The 14,511-nt window shown below is 70.8% G+C and carries 14 protein-coding genes; 10 read left to right on the forward strand and 4 right to left on the reverse strand.

What is annotated here, in order from left to right; genetic code table 11:
* Positions 1-69 precede the first annotated feature (69 nt).
* Positions 70-324 (reverse strand): hypothetical protein, encoded by a 255-nt coding sequence (locus tag AC1DDU_RS15260; protein ID WP_477435538.1) that lies wholly within the window; start codon positions 322-324, stop codon positions 70-72.
* Positions 325-808: 484 nt separating this feature from the next.
* Here AC1DDU_RS15260 and smc point away from each other — a divergent pair, with 484 nt between their 5' ends.
* The 5 genes from smc to AC1DDU_RS15285 all read left to right on the forward strand — a co-directional run bounded on the left by smc (position 809) and on the right by AC1DDU_RS15285 (position 7,265).
* Positions 809-4,366, forward strand: coding sequence for a chromosome segregation protein SMC (smc, locus tag AC1DDU_RS15265; RefSeq protein ID WP_477435540.1), 3,558 nt, complete (start codon positions 809-811; stop codon positions 4,364-4,366).
* A gap of 56 nt (positions 4,367-4,422) precedes the next feature.
* Complete coding sequence (locus AC1DDU_RS15270) at positions 4,423-5,127, forward strand: hypothetical protein (RefSeq protein ID WP_477435542.1); 705 nt, start codon at positions 4,423-4,425, stop codon at positions 5,125-5,127.
* 26 nt (positions 5,128-5,153) lie between these two features.
* A complete protein-coding gene (gene ftsY, locus AC1DDU_RS15275) occupies positions 5,154-6,026 on the forward strand; it encodes a signal recognition particle-docking protein FtsY (RefSeq protein WP_477435544.1) in 873 nt (290 codons plus the stop codon).
* 81 nt (positions 6,027-6,107) lie between these two features.
* A complete protein-coding gene (locus tag AC1DDU_RS15280) occupies positions 6,108-6,608 on the forward strand; it encodes a DUF2004 domain-containing protein (protein ID WP_477435546.1) in 501 nt (166 codons plus the stop codon).
* A 3-nt stretch (positions 6,609-6,611) separates the two neighbouring features.
* Positions 6,612-7,265, forward strand: a complete 654-nt coding sequence (locus tag AC1DDU_RS15285; RefSeq protein ID WP_477435548.1) for a hypothetical protein — start codon at positions 6,612-6,614, stop codon at positions 7,263-7,265.
* An 11-nt stretch (positions 7,266-7,276) separates the two neighbouring features.
* On the opposite strand, the gene lipA is transcribed toward AC1DDU_RS15285, so the two are convergent.
* A complete protein-coding gene (gene lipA / locus AC1DDU_RS15290; RefSeq protein ID WP_477435550.1) occupies positions 7,277-8,308 on the reverse strand; it encodes a lipoyl synthase in 1,032 nt (343 codons plus the stop codon).
* Positions 8,305-8,943 (reverse strand): lipoyl(octanoyl) transferase LipB, encoded by a 639-nt coding sequence (lipB, locus tag AC1DDU_RS15295; protein WP_477435551.1) that lies wholly within the window; start codon positions 8,941-8,943, stop codon positions 8,305-8,307. Before lipB ends, lipA begins: the two co-directional genes overlap by 4 nt.
* A gap of 105 nt (positions 8,944-9,048) precedes the next feature.
* Between lipB and AC1DDU_RS15300 the strand changes: the two genes are divergently transcribed.
* The 5 genes from AC1DDU_RS15300 (at position 9,049) to ffh (ending at position 13,257) form a co-directional block, all read left to right on the forward strand.
* Positions 9,049-9,477 carry a hypothetical protein gene (locus AC1DDU_RS15300; RefSeq protein ID WP_477435553.1) on the forward strand — a complete coding sequence of 143 codons (429 nt, stop codon included), beginning with the start codon at positions 9,049-9,051 and terminating at the stop codon, positions 9,475-9,477.
* Between the two features lie 10 nt (positions 9,478-9,487).
* Complete coding sequence (locus AC1DDU_RS15305) at positions 9,488-10,483, forward strand: TetR family transcriptional regulator (protein WP_477435555.1); 996 nt, start codon at positions 9,488-9,490, stop codon at positions 10,481-10,483.
* A 68-nt stretch (positions 10,484-10,551) separates the two neighbouring features.
* Complete coding sequence (locus AC1DDU_RS15310) at positions 10,552-11,160, forward strand: hypothetical protein (RefSeq protein ID WP_477435557.1); 609 nt, start codon at positions 10,552-10,554, stop codon at positions 11,158-11,160.
* Positions 11,157-11,654, forward strand: coding sequence for an RNA polymerase sigma factor (locus tag AC1DDU_RS15315; RefSeq protein WP_477435558.1), 498 nt, complete (start codon positions 11,157-11,159; stop codon positions 11,652-11,654). Before AC1DDU_RS15310 ends, AC1DDU_RS15315 begins: the two co-directional genes overlap by 4 nt.
* Before the next feature lie 40 nt (positions 11,655-11,694).
* Entirely contained in the window at positions 11,695-13,257 is a 1,563-nt protein-coding gene (ffh, locus tag AC1DDU_RS15320; RefSeq protein WP_477435560.1) for a signal recognition particle protein, read from the forward strand.
* Between the two features lie 51 nt (positions 13,258-13,308).
* Here ffh and AC1DDU_RS15325 read toward each other — a convergent pair whose 3' ends face one another.
* On the reverse strand, positions 13,309-14,472 hold the full coding sequence (locus tag AC1DDU_RS15325; RefSeq protein ID WP_477435562.1) for a glutamate--cysteine ligase: 1,164 nt from the start codon (positions 14,470-14,472) through the stop codon (positions 13,309-13,311).
* Positions 14,473-14,511 lie beyond the last annotated feature (39 nt).

Raw genomic sequence — 14,511 nt, forward strand, 5'->3', positions numbered from 1 at the left:
CTTGGTGTGGAGGCGAGGAAGCGGTGGGTGGGGTCCGCCGCCCGGAGCGGGCGGCGGACCCGGTGGCCGTCACGGCCGGGGTGCGAGGAAGGCCTCGCGCTGGTAGGCGCGTTCACGCTGCGCGGTGGCCTCCAGGTGCCGGTACGACTGCGCGTGCCGGCGTCGGTCGTCCGCGAGTCGCGGCCTGCGGGTGCTCCAGATGAGCAGCCAGAGCCCCAGTTGCAGGGCCAGGCGGTCCACGAGCGGAGTGCGGTGGTCGCGGCTCGGGAGCCGCAGCGTATCGGGGAGGCCCGACGGGCGCTGCGGCGCGGTGAGAGTGTTCATGATGTTCTCTTTCCGGATGAGGAAGGGATGCCGCCGGCGGACGCCGGGGCGGGGAAGCCGTGCCGCAGCACGACGGACGGAATGCAGGGGGGCGCGCGCTCAGCACCGCGAAGCGGATGCGGCGCAGCAGACGGGTAGCGCCCGGAACGGGCAGACTCGTCCCCTGCGGGGATCAGATGGCGGCGGGGAAGCGGCCGCTCAGCACAGCGCCGAAGGAGTCGGTCCCCGACGCGACGGCACGAATCGCTCCGCCATCACGGGCGGCGATTCCAGTGGAATTCATCAGCATCATCGGGGGACCTCCTTTCTCGACTTCAGACGCGGAGAGTCACGCTAGCGCGCCACCGATACCGGCGTCAAGCGAATTCGCAGATTCGGAGCGCACATGGCGTGTCGCGGCATCCGCTCTCCTCCGGCCGGTCGGCGGGGTTGCGGCGGTCCGCTCGGGTAGCGTAGGCGGGTAATCGACCGGTGGGGGGCGCGCATGCACCTGAAGAGCGTGACGCTCAAAGGGTTCAAGTCGTTCGCCCAGCCGACGACGTTCGCCCTCGAACCCGGCGTGACGTGCATCGTCGGGCCGAACGGATCCGGCAAGTCGAACGTGGTCGACGCCCTGGCGTGGGTCATGGGCGAGCAGGGTGCCAAGACGCTGCGCGGCGGCAAGATGGAAGACGTCATCTTCGCCGGCACGGCCACTCGCGGCCCGCTGGGCCGCGCCGAGGTGCAGCTCACGATCGACAACAGCGACGGCGTGCTCCCGATCGAGTACTCCGAGGTGACGATCAGTCGCACTCTCTTCCGCAACGGCTCGAGCGACTACGCGATCAACGGCGAGTCGTGCCGCCTGCTGGACGTGCAGGAGCTCCTGAGCGACACCGGTCTCGGCCGCGAGATGCACGTGATCGTCGGTCAGGGACGCCTCGACAGCGTGCTGCAGGCGACGCCCGAGGACCGTCGCGGCTTCATCGAGGAAGCCGCAGGGATCCTCAAGCACCGTCGCCGCAAGGAGAAGACGCTGCGCAAGCTCGACGCGATGGAGACGAACCTCACGCGGCTGAGCGATCTGGCGGGCGAGCTGCGACGCCAGCTCAAGCCCCTCGGGCGGCAGGCGGAGATCGCACGCGAGGCGGCGACCATCGCCGCCGTGGTGCGCGATGCGAAGGCACGGTTGTTCGCCGACGAGATCGCGGGGCTGCGTGCCGAGCTTGCTTCGCACGCCCAGAGCGAGCAGGAGCGCCACGGCGAGCGGATGGTGCTGCAGGAACGCCTGGACAACGCGCGGGTGCGGATCGAGCAGCTCGAGAACGACCAGCGTTCCGAGAGCGTGGACCGTGCCCGCCGTGTGGCGTTCGGGCTCGAGCGCGTGCAGGAGCGGCTGCGCGGCCTGTATGCGCTGGCCGGTCAGCGGCTGGCGCTGCTGGGCGACGCCGAGGACGAGGAGCGCCTCGAGCTCACGACGGTCTCGCAGGCCATGATCGACGAGGCGCGCGCCGAGATCGACGACGTCTCGGACGGGCTGGGCTCCGCGCAGGATGCCGCCGCCGAGGCGGGGCGCGACGTCGTCCGCGCCCGCGCCGAACTCGATGCGCTCGATGCCGACATCGCCGCGCAGAGCGCGCTGGTCTCCGAGCACGACATGCGGATCACCGCGCTGCGGGGGACCGCGGAGGCGGCGGCATCCGCTCTCGCCGCCGTGCGCACCGCCGTCGAGCGTCAGCAGAAGGCGCTGGATGCCGCACTCGCGCGTCGTGCCGAGGCCGAGCAGATCCTCGCCGGCGTCGACCCGGACCTCGTTCCCGAGGGATCCTCGGCCGATCACGCCGCCGCCTACGAGAAGGCGCAGCGCGACGCGACGGATGCCGAGTCCCGCGTCGGCTCGCTCCGCGAACGTCTGCACGCCGCCGAACGCGAGCGTGAGGCTCTGACGGCGCAGACCGCGGCGCTCAGCCGTGCGCTCGACGTCAAGAACGGGGCATCCGCCCTGATCGCACAGGGCCACGACGGCGTACGCGGGCTCGTCGGAGATGCCGTGCAGGTCAAGCCCGGATTCGAGGCCGCGATCGCCGCGGTGCTCGGGCCGATCGCCGAGGGCGTGCTGGTCGAAGACCGCGAGCGAGCCTTCGCTGTCGCGGATGCCGCGAGGGATGCCGAGGCCGGCGTCGTCGACATCGTCATCGCGGCGGCGGGGCCGACGCGCCCGCCCTTCCCGAAGCTCCCGGGTGTCGTGCCCGCGGGCGAGGTCGTGACCGCCCCGGAGGGCGTGCTGGGCCTTCTCGCCTACGTCGTGGTCGCGGACGACCTCGAGGCGGCGCAGATCGCGGGCCCCGCGCTCGCGACCGCCGAGCTCGGTGGGCCGATCACCGTGGTCACCCGGCGCGGCGAGGTCTACACCCAGTACTCGCTGCGCGCCGGCACCGGCGCTTCTCGCTCCCGCCTCGAGCTGGCAGCCGAGCGCGATGCCGCGGCCGACCGCCGCGACGAGATCGCCGTCGTCGCCGACTCGCTGCGCGAGGCGCTGGGCGACGCGACACGCGACCTCGAGTCGGCGAGGCAGCGTACGAAGGCCGCGCTGACGACTCTCCGCGAGCACGACGCGGCGCTGGCGGCGCACGCGGAGCAGGTGAACCGCGCCACCGTGCGCCATGAGGCCGCTGTCGCCGAATGCGAGCGACTCGCGGCGGGTCTCGCGCAGGCCGAGTCCGCCGTCGAGGACGCCGAGGGCTCGGCGCGATCGGCCGACGACCAGCTCACCGCCGCGCTCGAAGCGCCGCGGCCGATCCTCGACGCATCGGCGCGCGAGGGCATGCTCGCCGCACTCGAGGAGGCCCGCGACGGCGAGATGCGTTCGCGCCTGGAGGTCGAGACCCTTCGCGAGCGCATCCGCGCCGGCGAGGCGCGCGTCATCGCGCTGGAGCGTCAGCGTGAACGCGAGCGCGAGGCGGCCGCCGAGGCGGCACGCCGTGCCGTGATCCGCCGCGCCCAGCGGGAGATCGCCGCAGGGGTGGCAGGACAGCTGCCCGCCGTGATCGACTCGGTCGATCGCTCGCTCACCCAGGCGAGGGTCGAGCTGGCCGAGGCGGAGTCCGAGCGCACGGCGCTGACCGCCGAGCTGGGCGAGCTGCGCACGCAGGAGTCCGCCGTGCGCGAGCGTCTGGCCGGGTTGACCGAGAGCGTCCACAGCCTCGAGCTGCAGATCCACGAGAAGCGTCTGCACGTGACGGGCCTGCTCGAACGGGTGCAGTCAGAACTGGGCCTCGACGAAGACATTCTGGTTTCGGAATATGGCCCCGACCAGCCGGTTCCGATCGATCCGACGGCGCAGGCCGAACCGAGGGACAGGGACGACGGCGAGCCGGAGGCAGCGGCATCCGTTCCGTACGACCGCGCACAGCAGCGGCGACGCCTGCAGGAGGCCGAGCGCAAGCTCGCGCAGCTCGGCCGGGTGAACCCGCTCGCGCTCGAGGAGTTCGCCGCGCTCGAGCAGCGTCACAAGTTCATGACCGAGCAGCTCGCCGATCTGACGCAGACGCGCAAGGATCTGCTGACGATCATCGAAGAGCTCGACGAGCGCATGCAGTCGATCTTCCTGGCCGCCTTCGAGGACACCAGGACGGCGTTCGGCGAGGTGTTCCCGATCCTGTTCCCCGGAGGGACCGGCTCGATCTCCCTCACGGATCCCGATTCGCCGCTCACGACCGGGATCGAGGTCGCGGTGCGGCCGGTGGGCAAGAAGATCGAACGGCTCTCGCTTCTGTCGGGCGGTGAGCGGTCGCTCGCGGCGGTCGCATTGCTCACCGCCATCTTCAAGGCCCGGCCGAGCCCGTTCTACATCCTCGACGAGGTCGAAGCGGCGCTCGACGACGCCAACCTCGGCCGCCTTCTGGGCGTCTTCGAACAGCTGCGCGCGTCGAGCCAGCTGATCGTCATCACCCACCAGAAGCGGACGATGGAGATCGCCGACGCGCTGTACGGCGTCTCGATGCGCCAGGATGGCGTGTCCGCCGTGGTCGGCCAGCGGATCGTGGAGCGCGTCGCGTCCTGAGCCGAGCCTGTGGAATCTCCGCCGCGCGGACGACGCAGGGTGAGTAGCGTTGCGGCATGCGCACGTCCGTACGCGTCGGCCTGACCTCGATCGGCCTCCTGACGCTCCTGCTCGCCGGCTGCTCGGCCTTCCCGACCGAGGGCGCGACCCGCGTCTCGCCCGATCCGTCGGCGTCCGCGTCCGGTGGCGGCGAGAGCTCGGAGCCGGTCGAGGAGACCGAGACGCTGCCGCCCGCCGACCTCACCTTCGCCGCCGGCGCCGACCTCGCGCAGGGCGAGTGGATCGCCGGATGGAACGACCAGCTGATGGCGACGGACTCCCGATTCACGGTGTCCTCACCCGATGACGGCAACGGCAGCTGGGCCTACCTCGATGCGCAGTCGCAGTGCGTCGTCTCGTTCTACCAGGGGGCGATCACCGACCTCGAGCTCGGCGCCGACGATCGCGAGAGCACCGACAACATGCTCGCCGCCGTGCTGGGCGAGCTGATTCCCGGCGTGACCGCTGCCGACGTCGCTGCGAACGCCGTCGACGACGCCGTGGCGCAGTCGGTGCAGGCCGGGACCGTGGATGTCCGCGTCGTCATCGGCACCACCGCGGACGGCGGCACCTGGGGCGACTTCGGCCGGACCTTCGGGACTCTCGGCACGTCGCTCTTCGTGAACGTGGAGTGCCCGTCGGGTCAGGACGCGTCCACCGAGATCTCCGCGCTGTTCGATCAGTACCTGGCCGTCGTCGTCTCCTCGACCTCGACGGAGTGACGGCCGTCGCCCCATAGGCTGGGGGAATGGCAGAGAGCTCCTGGTCGCTCGGTCGCGCGCTGCGCGGCATGTTCGTCAAGCCCACCATCGATGAGGGCACCTGGGACGACCTCGAGACCGCATTGCTGACGGCCGACTTCGGGCCCGACGTGACCGAGCGGATCGTCGACGAGCTGCGCGAGAAGGTGGAGCGCTTCCGCACCACCGACCCGCGCGATCTGCAGCGGATGCTGAAGGAGACGCTCGAGGAGCACTTCGCGAAGTTCGACACCACGCTGCGGCTCACCGAGCGACCCGCCGTCGTGCTCGTCGTGGGTGTCAACGGCGTCGGCAAGACGACGACCATCGGCAAGTTCGCGAAGTTCCTGCAGCGCTACGGCCGCACGGTGGTCGTCGGGGCGGCCGACACGTTCCGCGCAGCCGCCGTCGACCAGCTCGCGACCTGGGCCGAGCGCGGCGGCGCGGCGATCGTCCGCCCGCAGCAGGAGGGGCAGGACCCGGCATCCGTCGCCTTCCAGACGATCGAGTACGCCAAGAACACCGGCACCGAGATCGTCCTGGTCGACACGGCCGGTCGCCTTCACAACAAGGGCGGTCTGATGGACGAGCTCAGCAAGATCCGTCGCGTGATCGAGAAGCAGGCGCCCATCAGCGAGGTGCTGCTGGTGCTCGACGCGACGACCGGGCAGAACGGCGTGATGCAGGCGCAGGCGTTCCTCGAGCACGCGGGTGTGACCGGCCTGGTCATCACCAAGCTCGACGGCTCGGCGAAGGGCGGTTTCGTCCTGGCGGTGCAGGAGCGGACCGGGATCCCGGTGAAGCTGCTCGGCCAGGGCGAGGGCATCGGCGACCTCACCGGCTTCACGCCGCACGTGTTCGCGGCGTCCCTCGTCGACTGATCCGATCGCCGGATCGAGCCGATTCCGCGCCATGCCGCGTTCGGGCTATCGCCGACGCGCTCGTTGCGGTTTCATGGGGTCATGGCGATCGAGCACGACTACTTCGGACTCCTCGAATCGGGGCCTGACGGATCGATCTTCTGGTCGGAGAACGTCGAACTGGGAGACCAGTCCGTCACTGTGGATCTCACGGCGCCCGACCAGGATGACGTCTCGGAGGCGGCACTCGATGTCGCCGCCGCGCTCATCTCCGCCATCGAGGACATCGACCGCAGCGCGCGCAATTCGATGGTCAACGAGCTGAACGATCGCACCAGCGAGGTGACCGAGTACATCCTGCAGCAGCAGGAGCTGCTCGGGGACGCCATCGAAGACACGCTCGTCGACATCTCGGGCGACGTGCACATGGACGTCATCCGCTCCCTGCAGCTGATGAGCATGACGATCCTCGCCGACGAGCACGGCGGCTCCGATCCGTTCGCGGTGCTCGAGTATGCGCTCGATCCCGACGCGACCGACGACGTGCTGCTGGTCAACCTGGACTCCGACGGCGGCGTGCTGTCGGTGACGAGCGCGGACTGAGCGATGCGGCCGGCACGGTCCGGCCGTGCACGGGCAGCGGCAGCCGGCGGTTCTCTCGCGCTGCTGCTCGCCGTGGCCGCGTGCGCCCCGACAGCGGCGTCGTCGGAGGAGTCCGGATCGCCCGGTGAGTCGGCGGCGCCGGAGGTGTCGGCGGCGCCGACCGCGAACGCGACCGAGTGCGTCGTCGGCCAGTGGAGCGCCGATCTCGACGACCTCATCGGACAGCTGGCCGACCAGCTCGCGGCATCCGGACTGACGGTGTCGGGCGCCGATGCGACGGGCAGCCAGACGCTCTCGATCGGGCGCGAAGGCGTGCTCGGATTCGACGCCGACATGACCTTCACCCTCGCCGTCGACATGGGCGGCGGGCTCACGATGACGATGACGCAGGCGCACACCGGCACGTTGCAGGCGAGCTGGGACTGGACCGATGACGCGACGGCCGAGGGCGGGACGATCCGCTTCTCGGACTTCCAGGACTCGGGCTACGCCGTGCAGACCACGGTCGACATCAACGGCCGGGCCGCGGACGCGCCGTTCCCACCGCCGTCGGTCGCCGCTGCCGACGTGCCCACGGTGGTCGCGTGCGAGGGCGACACGATGACGACCCACCCCGAGGGGTCGCCTTTCACGACGACCTGGAACCGCACCGACTGACGACGGGAGCGCTACACCGCCTGCGCGAACCCGCGTTCGACGTGCACGTCCTCGGCGATGTGGGCCAGGTGCACCGGGATCTCGTGCCCCTTCGAGAGCATCGACTGCGCCCAGAGGCGTCCGGCGCGGTACGAGGACCGCACGAGCGGGCCGGCGAGGACGCCGAGGAAGCCGATGCGCTCCGCCTCCTCCTTGAACTCCACGAACTCCTGCGGCTTCACCCAGCGTGCGACCGGAAGGTGCCGGGGCGACGGGCGGAGGTACTGCGTGATGGTGATGATGTCGGTGCCGGCGTCGTGGAGGTGCTGCAGGGCCTGGACGACCTCTTCCGGCTCCTCGCCCATGCCCAGGATGAGATTCGACTTCGTGATCAGGCCGGCATCCCGCGCCTGCGTCAGCACGTCGAGCGAGCGCTCGTAGCGGAACGCGGGGCGGATGCGCTTGAAGATGCGGGGCACCGTCTCGACGTTGTGCGCGAACACCTCGGGGCGGCTGTCGAACACCTCGCGAAGAAGGGCCGGATCGCCGTTGAAGTCGGTCGCGAGGATCTCGACACCGGTGTTCGGGTTCATGGCGTGGATCTGCCGCACGGTCTCGGCGTGCAGCCACGCGCCGCCGTCGGGCAGATCGTCGCGGGCGACGCCCGTGACCGTCGCGTACCGCAGGTTCATGCGCACGACGCTCTCGGCGACCCGGCGTGGCTCGTCGGTGTCGTAGTCCGCGGGCTTGCCGGTGTCGATCTGGCAGAAGTCGCAGCGGCGGGTGCACTGCGATCCGCCGATGAGGAATGTCGCCTCGCGGTCCTCCCAGCACTCGTAGATGTTGGGGCAGCCGGCCTCCTGGCACACCGTGTGGAGCTCTTCGGACTTCACGAGCGAGTGCAGCGCCTGGTATTCCGGGCCCATCTTCGCCTTGGTCTTGATCCACTCCGGCTTGCGCTCGATGGGCGTCTGCGCGTTGCGCACCTCCAGGCGCAGGAGTTTGCGGCCGTCAGGCCCGGTGGCGGGGGCGGATGCCGCTCCCGGCGTGCTGCAGGCGCTCATGCCGGGACTCCCGCGAAGTCGGCCTCGAAGACACGCGTCACGGTGGCGATGACGTCGCGCGGGGAGACGTCGGCGCCGACGATCTCGCTGATCGTGGTGACACCGGCATCCGTGATCCCGCACGGGATGATCCCGCGGAAGCCGGCGAGGGAGTTGTCGCAGTTCAGGGCGAACCCGTGCATCGTGACGCCGCGCTGGACCCGCACGCCGATCGCGGCGACCTTGTCCTCGCCGAGCGGCCGGCGCACCCACACGCCGCTGCGCCCCTCGACGCGGTAGCCCTCCACGCCGTGCCGGCGCAGCGCCTCGATGAGCAGGTGCTCCAGCCGGCGCACATGCGCGACGACGTCGACCGGCTCGGCGAGGCGCACGATCGGGTACCCGACGAGCTGGCCCGGTCCGTGCCAGGTGATCTTGCCGCCGCGGTCGACGTCGACGACGGGCGTGCCGTCGGTGGGACGCTCGTGCCGCGCCGTGCGCGCGCCGGCGGTGTACACCGGCTCGTGCTCGAGCAGCAGCAGCGTGTCGGGGCGTGCGCCCTCGACGATGTCGGCATGGATCCGGCGCTGCAGCGCCCACCCGTCGAGATAGGGGACGTAGTCGGGGGAGAGGCCGACCGTCTGGACCTCGAGCATCGTGCTCCTTCGCTGGCGCGGGCAACCACCTCACGGCAATTGCTGGATTGCGTCCAACAATACATCGCATGGGCGGATGTCGGAGGCCGGCCGTACGGTGCGTGCGTGACGACCATTCAGAACGAAGCCGATGTCTCGGTGGTGCTCGATGACTGGCCGGGAGCGCTCGCCGAGTTCGGGGAGGCCCTTGGCGCCGCGGGCGTGAGCGTCGAAGGCGGCGGTGTATGGGTGCACGGTGGGCGCGGTCTGGCGCATTTCCTGGTGACCGACGCACCGGCGGCGGTCGCCGCGCTCGAGGCGGCCGGGCTCGGTCCCGTCACGGTGAGCCCGGTCGTGAGTGTGCGCCTCGCGCAGGACGTGCCGGGTCAGCTGGGCGCCTTCGCCCGCCGCATGGGAGACGCGGGCATCCGGATCCTCGTGCAGTACAGCGACCACGACCGTCGCCTCATCGTCGTCGTGCCCGATGCCGATCGGCGCGGCGCGCAGCGAATCGCCGATCAGTGGGAGCAGGAGCGCGTCGCGCGCGAGTCATAGGGTGGGCTTCATGTCCACCGAGCCGCGCGCGGGGCGTCCTAAGGCGTCGTCGCGCGAGACCATCGCCGAAGCCGCCTGCGAGCTGTTCCTGGAGCAGGGGTACGAGCAGACCTCCATCGTCGACATCGCCAACCGCGCCGGCGTCAGCCGCTCGAGCTTCTTCAACTACTTCGCGTCGAAGTCCGACGTCCTGTGGGCGGGGCTCGACGAACGGCTGACGGCCTTCGAGGAGCATCTCGCCGCCGACGAGGGGACGGATGCCGCCGCCGCGGTGCGCGCCGAGACGCTCGGCATCGCCGAGGACTTCGCCCCCGACAGCCTGGCGCTGGGCATCGTGAACGCCGTCGCGATGGGCATCGCGGAGGAGTACGAGCGCGAGGCCGCGCTGCGCCGGTCCCGGGTGGCGCGGGCCGCCGCCGCGCGCTTCGCGCGAGGCGGTGCCGACCGCATCCGCGCGGAGGTGGCCGGGGCGGCGTGGGGCGGGGCGGTCCTCGCCGCGATCGAGGCATGGGCGCACGACGGCGCCGGGCGCACGTCGCTGTCGCGGTTCCTCGCACGCGCCGCCGATGCGGCGGCACCGCTTTCCCCCGACGTCCCGGTCGGCGACGTCCGGCAGCTGCGCGTGGTCGTCCAGGCGTCCGCGTTCGAGCAGACTCTCGCGTTCTACCGCGACGTCGTCGGAATGCCGCAGGCCGAGGCCTACGAGGCCGAAGGAGGCGCGCGGGTCGCGATCCTGGCAGCCGGCCGCGCGACGCTCGAGATCGCCAATCCCGCGCAGGTGGAGTTCATCGACCGCGTGGAGACCGACGGAGATGCCCCGAGCGATCGCATTCGTCTCGCCCTGGAGGTGAGCGATACCGATGCCGCCGCGGCCCGACTCGAGAAGGGCGGCGCCGACGTCGAGGCATCCGCCCGCGAGACGCCGTGGCGCTCGGTCAACGCACGTCTGCGTGGTCCGGCGGGACTCCAGCTGACGCTGTTCCAGGAGCTCGGCGAGGCGGACTAGCCTCGCCGCGGACGTTTCGCCGGCTGCCGGACAGGTACGGGGTAGGACACCCCGCCACTGGAGGCACCATGACCCCCGACACCCTCGACGAACTTCTGAACCGTTCGGCGCCCGCGACGAGCGCAGCAGATCCCGTCGATCTGCGCGCGATGGCAAGCGATGCCGCCCGCTGGGCTCCGCGTGGCCGGCGTCGGCGCCTCGGCATCGCGGCGGGTGCGCTGGCTGTGCTGCTCGTGGGCGGCGCCGGGGTCGCCACGGCGAACTCGAACTGGCTGTGGGGTGCGGGGATGGAGAACCCCGATCACAGCGTCACCTACACGTCGCCGACCTGGGGCGAGTGCGAGCTGCGCCTCGGAGGGTTTCAGGCGGCGAATCCCTTCGATCAGGCCGGGATCGACCGTGTGATCGACGCGTGGTTCGCCGACGCGGACATCGAGGCGCAGATGCTGCCGTTGGTTCCCAAGTACCTGCGGGTGCTCGAGGATGCCCAGGCGGCGGATCCGGTTCCGATCACGGACCCGCGGCTGCCCGATCTCAACTATTGGACGGCCGTGGATCAGGCGGTGGGCGAGCTGCTTCACGACGAGTTGAAGCGGAACGGCTATGACGGGGAGACCGGCGGAGGGCTGTCGTCCGGGGCGAGTCAGGTGCACTGCGACGGCGAGCAGTGGAAGTGAGCCGCAGCGACCAGCTGCTCACCGCAGCGCTCCTCGATGCGTCGGCCGACCTGCTCGCGTACCTTCAGCGCCGTGTCGGGGTCGACGATGCGCCGGATCTGTTGGGGGAGACGATGGTCGTCGCCTGGCGCAGAGTCCGCGATCTGCCTCCGGAGCCCGAACGTGCCCGCATGTGGCTGTTCGGCATCGCGCGCGGGGCGCTGCTCAACCATGCGCGCGGCGAGCGTCGCCGTTGGGCGCTCGCCGACCGCATCCGTGTCCACGTCGATCGGGGCGCGGCCTCGCCGGCTGCTGACGAGGGTGCCGAGGTGCGCGACGCGATAGCCCGGCTCGATCCGGACCTCGGTGAACTGGTGCGGCTGGTGCACTGGGAGCGGCTCACCCTCGTGCAGGCTGCGGAGCTCCTCGGCATCCCCGACTCGACCGCGCGAACCCGGTATGCCAGGGCGAAGGAGCAGCTGCGCGCCACGCTCGGCGTCGAGGTACCCCGGTGACGCCGGGAGGCGGCATCCGCTCGCGTAGAATCGGGGGATCATGGCGACTTTCGGCACTCTCTCCGACCGGCTCACCGAGACCTTCCGCAATCTCCGCACCAAGGGCAAGCTCACGCCCGCGGACGTCGACGGCACGGTCCGCGAGATCCGGCGCGCGCTGCTCGACGCCGACGTGGCGCTGCCCGTCGTCAAGGAGTTCACCGGCAAGGTGCGCGAGCGCGCACTCGGCGACGAGGTCAACCGGGCGCTGAACCCCGCCCAGCAGGTCGTGCAGATCGTCAACGAGGAGCTCGTCGCGATCCTCGGCGGCGAGCAGCGCCGCCTGCAGTTCGCCAAGAACCCTCCTACCGTCATCATGCTCGCGGGCCTGCAGGGCTCCGGTAAGACGACGTTCGCCGGAAAGCTCTCGCGCCAGCTCGCCAAGGACGGCCACACGCCGCTCCTCATCGCCGCCGACCTCCAGCGCCCCAACGCCGTGAACCAGCTGCAGGTCGTGGCCGAGCGCGCGGGCGCCGCGATCTACGCGCCCGAGCCGGGCAACGGCGTCGGCGACCCGGTGAAGGTCGCCAAGGACGGCGTCGAGGTCGCGCGCCGTCAGCAGCACGACGTCGTGATCATCGACACCGCCGGACGCCTCGGCGTCGACGCCGAGCTGATGAAGCAGGCCGCCGACATCCGCAAGGCGACCGACCCCGACGAGGTGCTGTTCGTCATCGACGCGATGATCGGACAGGATGCCGTCAACACGGCCAAGGCCTTCCAGGACGGCGTGGACTTCACCGGTGTCGTGCTGTCGAAGCTCGACGGCGACGCCCGCGGTGGTGCCGCCCTCTCGGTCGCGTCCGTCACCGGCCGACCCATCATCTTCGCGTCGACCGGCGAGGGCCTGGACGACCTCGAGGCGTTCCACCCCGACCGCATGGCGTCGCGCATCCTCGACCTCGGCGACATCCTCACCCTCATCGAGCAGGCGCAGCAGGCGTTCGACGAGGAGGAGGCACTCAAGGTCGCGGAGAAGCTCGCGACCGAGACCTTCACGCTCGAGGACTTCCTTGCTCAGATGCAGCAGATGCGGAAGATGGGCTCGATGAAGAAGATGCTCGGGATGCTCCCGGGCATGGGCTCGATGAAGCAGCAGCTCGAGGACTTCGACGAGCGCGAGATCGACCGCACCGAGGCGATCATCCGCTCGATGACCCCCGCCGAGCGTCGCAACACGAAGCTTCTCAACGGCTCCCGGCGCCTGCGCATCGCGCGCGGCTCGGGCATGACCGTCACCGACGTCAACCAGCTCGTGCAGCGCTTCGACCAGGCCGCCAAGATGATGAAGACCGTCGCGCGCGGCGGTGTGCCCAACATCCCCGGCATGGGCCCGATCCCGGGTGCGGGGCGCCCCGGCGCGTCGTCCAAGCGCGGCAAGCAGCAGAAGGCCAAGGGATCCCGGTCGGGCAACCCCGCCAAGCGCGCGGCCGAGAACGCGGGCATCGCCGCCGAAGCGCCCGCGCCGACCGGTTCCGGCTTCGGTCTCGGCGGTGGCGGCGCCAAGGGCGCGCCCACCGAGGCCGACCTCGCCGAGCTGCAGAAGATGCTCGGCCGCGGCTGACACCGGAGCGGACGGATGCCGCGGCTCGCGGCATCCTTCTCCTGCGGCGACTCAGTGGCCGAGCGCCGCGAGGTGGTCGCGCAGCGTGGGACCGGAGCGGAACTCCCCGACGAGATGGCGGACGACTTCGCGCAGGTCGCCGTCGGTCGCGTCGGCGATGGCCAGCTGCCGTGAGTAGCTCGCGCCGTCGGTGAGGATGCGCTCGATGCCGGCGAGCTCACGCGCGCACTTCAGCTCGACGGCGATGTCGCCGATCTCGGCGAGCGTCTCGCGCAGGTGCTCGGCGACGGGACGCTGCGTTCCGAGGTGGTCGACGATCACGCGCGCGTCCAGGCCGTAGCGCGCGGCGCGCCACTTGTTCTCGCGGATGAACCAGGGCTGGATCGTCTCCAGCGGCAGTCCTTCGTCCAGCCGGCGCGAGAAGTGCTCGACGAGCACCTGCACCAGTGCGGCCACGGCGGCGAGCTCCGGCAGCGTCGACATGCCGTCGCAGGCGCGCACCTCGATGGTGCCCCACCGCGGCGCGGGCCGGATGTCCCACCGCACCTCGGTGGCATCCTCCATCACGCCGGTGCCGACCATGTCGTCGAGGTATCCCTCGAACTGGCTCCAGTCGTGCAGCGGCCACGGCAGTCCCGCGGTCGGCAGCTGCTGGAACACCAGCGCGCGATTGGACGCGTACCCGGTGCGCTCGCCCGCCCAGAACGGGCTCGACGCCGAGAGCGCCTGGAGGTGCGGCAGATACACCGCGAGCGCGTTGATGATGGGGAACACCTTGTTGACGTCTTCGACGCCGACATGCACGTGGATGCCCCAGATCATCATGTTGCGCCCCCACCATTGGGTGCGCTCGATGAGCTTGTGGTAGCGCGTCTTGTCGGTGACGCTCTGGTCGTACCACTGCGCGAACGGGTGGCTGCCGGCGCAGAGCAGATCGACGCCGTGCGGGTCGGTGTAGGTGCGCACCGCGGCGATCGCGTCAGCGATGTCGTCGACGGCGGCTGCGACCGTGTCGCCGATGCCGCTGGTCACCTCGACGGTGTTCGTCAGCAGCTCGCCGGTCACCGTGTAGCGCTCGAGGGTCGAGTCCTCCTCGAGCGCGTCGAGCAGGTCGGGCGCGCGCGGGATGAGGTCGCCGGTCGCGGTGTCGGCGAGCATGAGCTCCCACTCCAGCCCGACCGACGAGCGCGCGGAGGTCGCGAAAGGGACCGTCATGCGCACAGTGTCGCATGCGGATGCCGCAACCCGCGCGCG

This window comes from Microbacterium sp. 05T445 (genome assembly GCF_056395865.1).